This is a genomic window from Niabella beijingensis, from assembly GCF_020034665.1.
Taxonomy (GTDB): domain Bacteria; phylum Bacteroidota; class Bacteroidia; order Chitinophagales; family Chitinophagaceae; genus Niabella; species Niabella beijingensis.
This window is the reverse complement of sequence record NZ_JAIQDI010000001.1, coordinates 2,030,023-2,041,756: the sequence shown is the minus strand read 5'-3', so window position 1 is coordinate 2,041,756 and position 11,734 is coordinate 2,030,023. Positions and strand designations below refer to the sequence as shown.

General features: G+C 40.3%; 10 protein-coding genes. All 10 read left to right on the top strand.

Translation table 11 applies throughout. The features are described from left to right. Positions 1-7 precede the first annotated feature (7 nt). Positions 8-385 (top strand): hypothetical protein, encoded by a 378-nt coding sequence (locus K7B07_RS08565; protein WP_223708935.1) that lies wholly within the window; start codon positions 8-10, stop codon positions 383-385. A gap of 14 nt (positions 386-399) precedes the next feature. After that, positions 400-1,086, top strand: coding sequence for a conjugal transfer protein TraI (locus K7B07_RS08560; protein ID WP_223708933.1), 687 nt, complete (start codon positions 400-402; stop codon positions 1,084-1,086). Between the two features lie 18 nt (positions 1,087-1,104). Further along, positions 1,105-1,551, top strand: a complete 447-nt coding sequence (locus K7B07_RS08555) for a hypothetical protein (RefSeq protein ID WP_223708932.1) — start codon at positions 1,105-1,107, stop codon at positions 1,549-1,551. An 8-nt stretch (positions 1,552-1,559) separates the two neighbouring features. Further along, the gene (locus K7B07_RS08550) at positions 1,560-2,204 is read left to right on the top strand and encodes a hypothetical protein (RefSeq protein WP_223708930.1); all 645 of its coding nucleotides are present in this window, start codon (positions 1,560-1,562) and stop codon (positions 2,202-2,204) included. Positions 2,205-2,237: 33 nt separating this feature from the next. Further along, complete coding sequence (locus K7B07_RS08545) at positions 2,238-3,065, top strand: phosphoadenosine phosphosulfate reductase domain-containing protein (RefSeq protein WP_223708928.1); 828 nt, start codon at positions 2,238-2,240, stop codon at positions 3,063-3,065. A gap of 28 nt (positions 3,066-3,093) precedes the next feature. Then, on the top strand, positions 3,094-3,732 hold the full coding sequence (locus K7B07_RS08540) for a TerB family tellurite resistance protein (RefSeq protein ID WP_223708926.1): 639 nt from the start codon (positions 3,094-3,096) through the stop codon (positions 3,730-3,732). A 27-nt stretch (positions 3,733-3,759) separates the two neighbouring features. After that, positions 3,760-4,947 (top strand): conjugative transposon protein TraJ, encoded by a 1,188-nt coding sequence (traJ, locus tag K7B07_RS08535; RefSeq protein ID WP_223708925.1) that lies wholly within the window; start codon positions 3,760-3,762, stop codon positions 4,945-4,947. A gap of 364 nt (positions 4,948-5,311) precedes the next feature. Further along, positions 5,312-6,616 (top strand): retropepsin-like aspartic protease, encoded by a 1,305-nt coding sequence (locus K7B07_RS08530; protein ID WP_223708924.1) that lies wholly within the window; start codon positions 5,312-5,314, stop codon positions 6,614-6,616. Between the two features lie 273 nt (positions 6,617-6,889). Beyond that, positions 6,890-7,219: a DUF6660 family protein gene (locus tag K7B07_RS27875; RefSeq protein ID WP_420847742.1), complete on the top strand. Its 330-nt coding sequence runs from the start codon at positions 6,890-6,892 to the stop codon at positions 7,217-7,219. A gap of 191 nt (positions 7,220-7,410) precedes the next feature. Beyond that, positions 7,411-11,733: a CusA/CzcA family heavy metal efflux RND transporter gene (locus K7B07_RS08525; RefSeq protein ID WP_223708923.1), complete on the top strand. Its 4,323-nt coding sequence runs from the start codon at positions 7,411-7,413 to the stop codon at positions 11,731-11,733. Position 11,734 lies beyond the last annotated feature (1 nt).

Below are 11,734 nucleotides of genomic sequence, written 5' to 3'. Positions count from 1 at the left end.
AGTAAACATGAAAACTGCATCTATTGGCCTGCTCATTTTGATCTTTCCGTTTGCCTGCAATTATTCTAAAAGTAATAAGGCCTCGGTAGCTGGTACTTATGTCCGCACTGTTGAAAGCGATATTTATACACTACATGATACTGTCAGTTTCTCTCCTGTTGGCAAGAAAGGAAGCGATGTGTACCGGATCAATCAACGGTCACAAACCCTTTTTAAGAAAGAGGTAGAACAAAAATTTAATAAAAGAGCGAATCATTCGATGACAGGCACCTTCGATGCGGAAAAGAATATCATGCATACTGGTGATCCAGGCATTCTGTATTCTTTTGACGGCAAGGGAGGTTCCGTGGTCGTAAATGGTATTGAGTATCGGAAAATTAATTGATTAAAAATTATTACATGACCTATAGAAAAACACTATTTGCCGGATTGCTTACGGTCCTGCTTTTGCTTGGCAGTGCTCCAATTCAACAGGCCAATGCTATAGGCATTTGGCAAATCATAAAAGAAGCTATTGTTAAAGTCATAAAGGCCATTGACTTGGCGGTTCAGCGGGTTCAAAACCAGACAATTCGTTTACAGCATATTCAAAAGCAAATCGAAAATGCGATGGCGAAGTTAAAACTGAAGGAGATTGCCGAATGGGGAGAAAAACAACGGAAGCTGTTTAAAACATATTATGATGAGCTTTGGAAGGTAAAGAGAACTATTGCGTATTATAAAAGGATAAGGAGCATTATTGAAAATCAGCTACAGTTAATTAAGGAATACAAAAGAGCCTATGCCCTTGTTAGCAACGATAAAAACTTTAATCCCAAAGAACTGCTTTACATATTTGATGTTTACACCGGCATTCTGGACGAAAGCGCAAAAAACATTGATGAGTTAATGCTTGTGGTACAGTCCTTTTCCACCCAAATGTCTGACGCTTCAAGACTTGAGCTGATCGCGAAGACGGATGACGCAGTCAGCAAGAACCTATCACATCTTCGTCGGTTCACCAATCAAAACATAATGCTGAGTATTGAACGTTCCAAAGACGGGCAGGAACAACAGACTATTAAATCTTATTATGGTCTGAAATAATTAAAAATAAAAATACCTATGAATACCACAGATGAATACACCAGGCATCACCGCCCGTTTGAGTCCTTGCTCCGCTCAAAAGGGTATAATGACCGTTTTGAAATAATCTCAAAAGCGGCTGACTTCCATCATTATGGAACTCTACGCGAAACACTACATCAGTTTTTGGCACACATGGAGAGACAGAATCTTCGTGCTGCTAATATTTCTCTTAAAACTTATGCAGAATATCGCAACCCGGACGATTATAAAGAATGTCAGCTCCTGGGAAATTTTGATATTGAAAAGGGCTTTGTTATTGAGCGTATTTTTATAGAATCACGCTATCCAAATGAAACACAGCAATTAAAGCTGCGCAACAATCATGAGATTCCAGGTAAAAATGCTGTTATAAGTAGATTCAGGAGACCAAAGCCCTGGGATCGTCAATTAAAAGGAGATTTTAAGATCCGGCGAAAACGATAAATAATATTATGAAAAGCGCCTACCTTCTATTATCATTCATCTTTTGCTTAATGTCTGCTCCGGCTTACTCTCAGCAATTGAATGAGTGGTTTAATCAAAAGAAAACACAGATTAAATATCTCGCTAAGCAAATTGCTGAACTGCAGATTTACCTCGGGTATGTAAAAAAGGGATATAAAATTGTTTCTGGAGGACTGAATACGATAAATGATATCAAAAACGGTGAGTTTAAGCTCCATGATCTTTATTATAAATCTCTGAATCTTGTAAATCCGCGGATTCGAAACGCTCCCCAGTCAAAGGAGATTATCAGGCACCAAATTTATATCCTCAAAATCTGTGAAGAAATGAGGATGCTGGTGAGAACGGATAACAATTTATCACATTCACTGAAAACTTATGTTAACGACTTTATCGATCGGCTTTTGGACGGTGTTGAATTTGTCAGAAAAGATCTTGTTGATATCACGACAGACAATTCGGTTAAAATGACCGACAATGCAAGGTTGGCCCGGTTAGGTGCTTTATATGAACAGAGCAAGGGCCAATTTGTATTTGCTCAAAAATTTTCATCAGAAACAATCACGATGATCAGGTCTATTCGGCAGGAACAACTGGATGACCGAACCCTGAAAGAGCTACATGGTCTGTAACAACATTTTTGCTAATACCGATAACATCAAAGGATGAGTGAAATAATAACAAATGCTATAAGGGAGTACAGTCCCAAAAGAATATTGCTGCTTTTTTCTGGTGGGCATGATTCTCTTTGTAGCACACATTATTCAGCAACCTTTCTTAAATCTTTAGGACTGGATTTTACGGTATATCATGGGAATACGGGAATTGGAATCAGGCAGTCCAGGGATTATGTGCGCAGGACCTGCATGGAGCAAGATTGGAAACTTTATGAAGGGTACGCCGGCGATGCATATGAAAAACTAGTGTCAAAATATGGCTTCCCAGGTCCTCAATCACACAAATTCATGTATATAACGCTTAAAGAGCGGCCATTAAAAAAATATATTACCCATTTCTGTAAATCATCCCCCTACGCAAGAGAAAACATCCTTCTGATTACGGGTATACGCAAATCAGAGAGTAGAATACGAATGGGCTACAGAGATTTTATAAAAAAGGAGGGAAGCGCAGTTTGGCTTTCACCAATCTTTTACTGGACGGAATCAGACTCTGAAATCTATATGAGGCAAAACGAACTCCTAAGAAACCCTGTTAAAGATAAGATTTGTATAAGCGGCGAATGTTTATGTGGGGCGTTTGCGGGGAACGAGGAGTGGGCTGAAATAAGGCACTCATTTCCTGAAGCCGCTCTCGAAATCGAACGGTTGCACAAGATCGCCATCCAAAATGGCAAACCCTGGGGGTGGGCGTCATCACCGACAAAGTACTATAAGCATAATCCGCAGGGGCAGATGAAAATGTTTATGTGTATTGGATGTGAGGAAAAGAAACAGCAACGCAGAGAAACCATCTCCAATATCAACACGATTTGACCATTTCCAATTGATAAACACCTAGTACATGAAAAAGATATTCATAACCACAACCCTATTTGTTATCTCATTTACATCGCTACCGTTAAATACGATTGCACAGGAGCAAGAGATAGCCCAACTTGTACTTAACCTGGAAAAGTTGAACCAGCTGCGCAAGATCTTGCAGCAATTGTATGACGGGTACAAGATCATTAGCGAAGGGTACAATAAAGTAAAGGGAGTCACCTCTGGAAATTATAAAATACACGAACTGTTTTTAGATGGGTTGTATAAAGTAAGTCCTGCCGTAAAAAAATATCGCCGGGTTGCTGATATCATTCGTGATCAGGCCGCAATATTAAAGGAAAGTAAAGCGGCATTAAAAGACCTTACCTCGTTCAACGTATTTACAAATGGGCAAATCGAGTATGTCGACAAAGTATACGATAGGCTGATCGATGACAGTATGAAGAATTTAGATGAATTATTGATGATTATTACTGCCGGCCAGTTGCGTATGAGTGACAACGAGCGGCTAAAAGGCATTGATCGGATATATCAGGATGTTCAAAAGAAATTGCTTTTTCTGCGAAGTTTTAACAACAGGCAAAAAATGATAGCAGTAGAAAAACTCAGGGATAAAAGCGAAAATCAAACACTGGAATCATTCCACGGAATTAAATAGAACATCACACAATAAAATATTTAACCTATGACTTTTAAAAACATAAATAGAACATTGCTGTTATTGCTACTGATAAGTTTTCCGGGAATATTATTTGCCCAGGGTATGCCGGAACAAATCAGGGGACTGCACAAAATCCTTGAAAATCTGTATAATGAGATGCTGCCAATGTGCGGGAATCTGATCGGTGTGGGTCAGGCGCTGGCGGGTTTTGCGGCATTATTTTATATTGGCGTGAGGGTCTGGCGACATATTGCTGCTGCAGAGCCGATAGATTTTTTTCCACTATTTCGACCTTTTGTATTGGGATTTTGTATCCTGAACTTTCAATCTGTTATTGGAATTATGAATGGCGTTCTCAGTCCTACAGTTCAGGGAACGAGTTCTATGCTGAATAATACCAATAGATCTATAGAGAAACTTATGGAACAGCGTGAGAAGGAGCGAAAAGAATCGATGGCGTACAAAATGTACGGAGTTAATGATGGAGCTGGGGATCGCGATATTTGGATGCAGTATACCCACAGCGACAAAGTTAATAATGAAGGCATACTTGGAAGCGTGGGATACGATATTGAATTTGCTGTGTCCAAAGCATATTATAACTTTAAAAGCATGTTTAAGGACTTTATTTCCTTCCTTCTTCAACTACTTTACGAGGCTGCTGCTCTTTGCATCAACACTATCCGCACCTTTAAGCTATTGGTTTTGGCAATTTTAGGGCCTATTGTGCTTGGGCTCGCTGTATTCGACGGTTTTCAGCACACACTCCCTGTATATTTGGGGCGTTACATAAATATATATCTGTGGCTGCCAATAGCGAATATCCTGGGATCCCTACTCGGTAAAATACAGGAAGAAATGATCAGATTAGATACAGCACAAATACAACAAACTGGCGATTCGTTTTTTAGTACTGCAGATATTGGTTACATAGTATTTATGATTATTGGTATTGTTTGTTATTTTACAATTCCGAGTATAGCAAATATGGTAGTTAATGCTGGCGGGGGTAATCCAATTACTGCAAAGACTACTAGCTTATTCGGGGGAATAGCAACGGGAACAGTGGCAGCCACAGCCGCTGTCACAGGTGGTGGTGTCGGAATGGTCGCAGATGCCATGGGAAACGCTAATCTAATGATGAGCCAGGGAATGAGTAAATCCGGGACGAATAGTGGTTATTTCCGAGACAAAGTGGATGACAAAAAATGAAGCGAAATATGAGAAAAGATTCTGTTTTCTTATTTGAATGGGGCGATTTTATTTGGGGGATTCATAAGCCTTGAAGTATATCAATGAAAGAGGTTCTAATTCATGAATAGTTTTAATATTAGCAATATCTCGTCCTTTAGTTTCTAGTATTACGGAAACCGCTTTTCGCCTATGTCTTCTATAATTAATGTATTAAATTAATACCCTATAGTCTAAAGATGTTGGATCAATTAAATCATAGCTGTTATATGTAAACATTACTATTTGATCTGTCAATAAAGGATGAGTTTCTAAATTTTCAAAAGAGGTAAGGTTAAAAAATTGTATACCTTTAATCTGTTTATAAACTGTAAAGCCTATAGTGATGATAGCCTATTTATTCAAACGATGCGTTGCCTCGTGTATCTTATTTTGCTATCTGCTTGGTTCTGCACAGACTGTACTTCCCAAATATATACAAGCTGAACAGAACCTTGAACAATTATATCACAAAAGGGATCTTTTTAAACTGCGTTCTCAGTTTAATAGAGTAAAATCCGGCTTACCCGACGACAAAAAATTGTTTTATCAGGCGGTAATTGACAATGTTTTCAATCGTTGTGAGACATCTAATGAAATGATTGAGCAGTTCAATAAACGTTTCCCCGCCGCAACGGATTCGGTGCGAAGAGCCTTGCTCCTTCTTCAGGCCGATAATTATAGTAAGCTGTATCAATACCAACAAGCGGCAAATTGTTACGACAGTTTGATTCACTCCTATCCAGCACTCAAAGATAGCGCCATAAGGGAGGATTTAGAGGGATCCAAAGCGTTGTGGACAGCAATAGCCAGTGTGCCGGCTCAGCAAATTTCTATCAACTACCCGGCTATCGTTCCTTTTCAAAAAGATAAAATCGGCCTCATTGAAGTACCAATGACACGAGAACAGGATACCTGTAATCTAATATTTGATACTGGCGCGAATATATCTGTGATTACAGAAAGCAACGCGCGGAAAATGCATATGGAAATCTACCCGGTGAACATTGATGTGGCCAGTGGTATTTCCGGGCAGGTAATTCAGTCATCGCTTGCAGTGTCCGATACCCTATTCTTAGGAAAAATATTGATCACCAATGCAGTATTTCTATTATTACCGGATGATATGCTGTATTTTAAACAGCAGGATTACCAGCAACAGGGAATTATAGGTCAGCCCATCATTTCACAGCTAGAGCAAATTATTATCCGTCAAAGTGGAACTATTGAAATCATGAACGATCCCGTAAAAAATAAGGAGTACAATCTGGCTTTTGATGGCCCGATGCCCATCGTCAATTTTACAGTCGGACAAGATCGTCTCCCCTTTCGCTTCGACACCGGTACCTCTTCTTCGGTGTTGTACCAGCCTTTCTTTACCAGGTATAAAAATATGATTGTCAAGGAGGGAACGCCTTATGAGCTGAAATCAGCCGGCGTGGGGGGCATGGTAAGCACCGCTGCTGCTTACAAGCTCAAAAATTTCAGGATTGATGTTGCTGGTCATAAAGTAATGTTACCTGAAATCAATGTCAGAACGACGCCCCTTGGTGAAAGCGAGAATTACTATGGCAATTTAGGCATCGATCTTCTTCAAGGGTTTAAATCATTTACTATTAATTTCAAAGAGATGTTTATAGAAGTGGAATAATCTGAGGGTGGTTAAAAAAGCATTGACTATCATATACATTAGTTAAAGAGAGTATACAACTGTACAATCAGTTTAAACTTGTCTAACACTGCCAGTAAGGCTAAATACTAGCTATTGCATGTTATACATTAAAATATACCTAACGCTTGGGATTGTTTTCTGTTACAAAGAAAGCATTAAAATTTCACAGGGTTCGTTATATTCTCTAGTCATTGCTATTAAATATATAATTTTAATTCTTGTATAAAATTAATCCGTAATTTTGCAGTTCCGATGAGATGGATAATAGCAATAGCAACATTAGGATTTTACCTCGCAACGCTTTTTGGCGTATCGTGTAGTGATATCGATAATAGTTGTGAACAGGCAAAATCTGTATCTCAAATAATGAAATATAGTCATAATGACGACAAGGATGACAATTGTACACCCTTTTGTCAATGTACTTGTTGTAGCGTTTCAATAACCTCATTTAGTGCTCTCTCACCAGAATTTAGTATCCCTTCACAAGACTTTACAACCAAAAAAATTGTAATCGGAGAATTTTTGTTTGTTTCCAATTACTTCGGCAATATCTGGCAGCCGCCGAGATTTAACGCTTAATTTTCTTTAGATCGTGTCTCATCGTATGAAACACCCTCGTGTACTTCATACGAGACAAAAGTGCTTTTTAGCGCTGATTAGGTGTCGTACAATATACGTATGATATTCCATAGCACGCATCTATTTCCTGCTTTTTCTATCCCCAGAAGAAGATTACATATTTTATTAAGCGTTAAATAATCAGATACATTGTGTTAGATCGTATTATTAAATTCAGTATAAAGAACAAAATCATTATTGGATTAATGACTTTGGTACTTATTATATGGGGGGCGTGGAGCGCCACCAAATTACCCATAGATGCCGTTCCTGATATAACCAACAATCAGGTACAAATATTTACCACCTGCCCAACATTAGCGGGCCAGGAAGTAGAACAACTCGTAACGTTCCCTATAGAGCAAAGTATAGCGAATGTTCCAAAAATTGAAGAAATCCGCAGTATATCCCGTTTTGGTCTCTCCGTGATAACTGTTGTTTTTGAAGAGGGTGTCGATATATATTTTGCCAGACAGCTCATTAATGAACGACTCAAAGAGGCTGTCGATAAAATCCCCCAAGGTATTGGTACCCCAGAGATGGCGCCTGTAAGTACAGGTCTGGGTGAGGTCTACCAATACATCATTCACCCTAAAAAGGGAAGCGAAAACAAATACAATGCAAAGGATCTGCGTACTATGCAGGATTGGATTGTAGCCAGACAGCTATACGGCACACCCGGTATTGCTGAAGTAAACAGCTTTGGTGGCCAATTGAAACAGTACGAAGTTGCCGTAAATCCCGATAGATTGAGAGCAATGGGCGTAAGTATCCCAGATATCTTTACCGCTCTTGAAAAGAACAATCAGAATACCGGTGGTGCATACATCGACAAAAAACCAAATGCCTATTTTATCAGGGGTATTGGTTTGGTAACATCGTTAGATGATGTTAAGAGAATTGTCGTAAAAAATTCCGGTGCTGTACCAATATATATAAGTGATGTGGCTAATGTGAGATTTGGTAGTGCGGTCAGGTATGGTGCCTTAACGTATAACGGTGAAGTAGATGCTGTAGGTGGGGTAGTGATGATGTTGAAAGGGGAAAATAGTAATGAGGTAGTGAAGCGTATTAAAGAAAAGCTGCCTACTATCGAAAAGTCGCTGCCTGAAGATGTTACTATCGAACCTTATCTGGATCGGACTGATCTTGTTGGTCGTGCTATCAGCACCGTGGAAAAGAATCTAATAGAAGGGGCATTGATAGTAATTTTCGTTCTGGTATTGTTCCTTGGAAATTTTCGCGCCGGACTGATCGTAGCTTCTGCCATTCCGCTTGCTATGCTGTTTGCCCTGGGAATGATGAACGTATTCGGCGTGAGCGCTAACTTGATGAGCTTAGGAGCTATTGACTTTGGACTTATCGTCGATGGAGCAGTTATTGTTGTTGAAGCAACCATGCACCATCTTGGCCTGCGAAAGTCGACAGCCAGGCTCACTCAGACTGAAATGGACAAAGAAGTATTTACTTCGGCCTCTAAAATACGTACCAGTGCCGCCTTTGGAGAAATTATCATCCTGATCGTATATATTCCTATTCTTACTTTGGTTGGTGTTGAGGGAAAAATGTTCCGTCCTATGGCCCAGACGGTTGGTTTCGCAATATTCGGGGCTTTGGTATTATCCCTTACGTACATTCCGATGATGTGTGCCCTGCTTTTATCAAAAAAACCAAGCCACAAAAGGACATTCAGTGATAAAATGATGAGTAAGCTTCAGGGTTGGTACCAACCTTTGTTACAAAAGGCCATCAGAATTAAATATGTTATAGTAGGCGTCACTGTTGGCATTTTTGCAATTGCAGTATTTTTCTTCAGCAGAATGGGCGGCGAGTTCATACCCCAATTACAGGAGGGGGACTACGCTTTTCACTGTATCCTGCCACAAGGTAGTTCGCTGAATCAAAGTATTGAAACCTCCATGCAAGCATCGCGAATTATCAAACAATTTGACGAAGTCAAGATGGTGGTGGGTAAAACGGGGGCTGCCGAAGTTCCTACGGATCCAATGCCACCCGAGGCTACCGACCTGATGGTGGTACTTAAACCACAGGATGAATGGAAATCTAAAAGAAGTTACACAGAACTCGCAGATGCAATCATGGAAAAACTCGAAGTTATACCCGGCGTATTCTTTGAAAAAAACCAGCCCATCCAGATGCGTTTTAATGAGTTGATGACCGGGATCAGACAAGATGTAGCGGTAAAAATCTTCGGAGAGAATATTGATACGCTCGCTTCATACGCCAAGGAAGTGAGTGAAGTTATTCAAAGTGTGTCCGGAGCAACCTCTCCTCAAGTTGAACGGGTTAGCGGGCTTCCACAGATCAATGTCGAATATGACCGCACCAGGATTGCCAATTATGGATTAACAATACAGGACGTAAATGACGTTGTGAGTACCGCTTTTGCCGGTAAGAGTTCCGGACAAGTGTATGAAAATGAGAGGCGTTTTGATTTGGTAGTTCGTTTGGACAGCGCACACAGAAGTAGCATAGATGACGTAAACAACCTGATGGTCCCGACCAATACAGGTGTGCAGATACCTTTATCACAGATTGCAAATGTTGAATACAAATTGGGGCCTGCACAAATAAGCCGTGAAGCGGGAAAACGTAGGATTGTAATCGGATTTAATGTTGCCGGCAGGGATGTACAAAGTGTTGTGGAAGATATACAGCAGCAGTTGGCAGCAAAAATAAAACTTCCATCTGGATATTATTTCACTTACGGAGGGCAGTTTGAAAATCTTAAGAAGGCCAGCGACCGTTTGATGATAGCGGTTCCCGTATCCTTGCTGCTCATTTTTATGTTACTGTATTTTACCTTCCATTCTTTCAAACAGGCGACTTTAATATTTACGGCTATTCCTATGAGTGCAATCGGCGGAGTTTTCGCATTGATGCTTCGTGGAATGCCTTTCAGTATCAGTGCTGGTATCGGATTTATCGCCCTGTTTGGTGTGGCAGTATTAAATGGTATTGTATTGATAGGTACGTTTAACCAGTTACAAAAAGAAGGTATGGGTGATGTTTTTCAGCGAGTCAAGGAAGGTACGATGACCCGTTTGCGTCCCGTATTGATGACAGCAACAGTGGCATCTTTAGGCTTTTTACCAATGGCGATCAGTACCAGTGCCGGCGCGGAAGTTCAAAAGCCTCTGGCAACAGTTGTGATTGGCGGATTGATCACAGCGACGTTTCTTACACTGTTTGTATTGCCGCTACTGTATATCATCTTCAACTCAAAATTAAAAATCAAAGGAAAAGGTAATATGAAAACAACGGCAGTAGTGATCTTACTCTTCCTGGGAAGTTTTTCATCTGTTAATGCACAGCAACAACAGCGAATTTCGATCGACAAAGCTTTAGCGACCGCGTTAGCGAATAATCAACAATTTGGTGTGAATACAGCTCAAATCAAAAGTGCTTCGCTAAATGTAAAGACGGCTAATGACATTCCTAAAACGGGCGTATTCGCAGAAAACGAGGATTTCCGCCCATCGGATAAAGTCGGTATTTTAAAAGTTGGAGTTTCACAAGGTATAGCCTGGCCGGGATTGTACTCGGCCCGGAAGAATTATTTCGAAGAACAGCTGAAATACGCAGAACTCAATACGGATGTTTTGAACGCCGTTATTAAAAGAGATGTGCGCACGGCCTATTATCAGCTTTGGTATTTGCAGGATAAACAAGCACTCTTTCAACGTCTTGATAGTATTTACACGATGCTGTTCAAAACTACAGAAGTTCGGGTAAAGACTGGAGATGTAGCAAAGCTGGATCAGGTAGCGGCAGAGGCAAAACTTAAGGAGCTCCAGGCTTTCCTTGAACAGAACAAGAAGGAAGCGACCGTACAGCAACGACAGTTAATGATGCTTTTAAATCAAAATGAGTGGCTGCTTCCTGTCGCTGAACCGCTTAAAAAAATAGCAGTAGAATTGCTGGAAAGCAACATGGCTCATCCGGTGCTAGCTTTGCAGGAACAGAATGTAAATATTGCATCTTCCAATATTAAAGTACAAAAAAACACCAATAAACCTGAGTTTTCAGGACGGTTTTTCAGTCAACGTTTATGGGGCGCTAAAGACCCTTTTACCGGATTTTCTGTAATGGCATCGTTTCCATTGTTCGGGACTGGTGCCTACAGGAATAAAGTTAAGGTTGCAGTTGCTGAGAAAGAGGTTCAGGGGAAGGCACTTTCCTACCAGACACAGTTGTTCCAGACCCAAAGAGCATCCGCAATTGCTGAAATAGAAAAAAACTATTCCCTGCTGAATTTCTATGAAACTTCAGGATTAAAACAGTCAGAGGAAATTATCAGCGCGGCTAGCCTGAGTTATAGAACGGGAGAGATAAGTTTTGCGGATCTGGGACAGTTTCTTAACCAGGCTATTAGCATCCGTCAAAACTACCTGGATGTATTGAACCAGTACAATCAATCAGCAATTCAATTTAATTACTTCAATAACAAATAAG

What these genes read in the sequence shown, in the direction of transcription:
- K7B07_RS08565 (WP_223708935.1), top strand. Translation starts at nt 8, where the DNA reads ATGAAAACTGCATCTATTGGCCTGCTCATTTTGATCTTTCCGTTTGCC.
- K7B07_RS08560 (WP_223708933.1), top strand. Translation starts at nt 400, where the DNA reads ATGACCTATAGAAAAACACTATTTGCCGGATTGCTTACGGTCCTGCTT.
- K7B07_RS08555 (WP_223708932.1), top strand. Translation starts at nt 1,105, where the DNA reads ATGAATACCACAGATGAATACACCAGGCATCACCGCCCGTTTGAGTCC.
- K7B07_RS08550 (WP_223708930.1), top strand. Translation starts at nt 1,560, where the DNA reads ATGAAAAGCGCCTACCTTCTATTATCATTCATCTTTTGCTTAATGTCT.
- K7B07_RS08545 (WP_223708928.1), top strand. Translation starts at nt 2,238, where the DNA reads ATGAGTGAAATAATAACAAATGCTATAAGGGAGTACAGTCCCAAAAGA.
- K7B07_RS08540 (WP_223708926.1), top strand. Translation starts at nt 3,094, where the DNA reads ATGAAAAAGATATTCATAACCACAACCCTATTTGTTATCTCATTTACA.
- traJ (WP_223708925.1), top strand. Translation starts at nt 3,760, where the DNA reads ATGACTTTTAAAAACATAAATAGAACATTGCTGTTATTGCTACTGATA.
- K7B07_RS08530 (WP_223708924.1), top strand. Translation starts at nt 5,312, where the DNA reads ATGATAGCCTATTTATTCAAACGATGCGTTGCCTCGTGTATCTTATTT.
- K7B07_RS27875 (WP_420847742.1), top strand. Translation starts at nt 6,890, where the DNA reads ATGAGATGGATAATAGCAATAGCAACATTAGGATTTTACCTCGCAACG.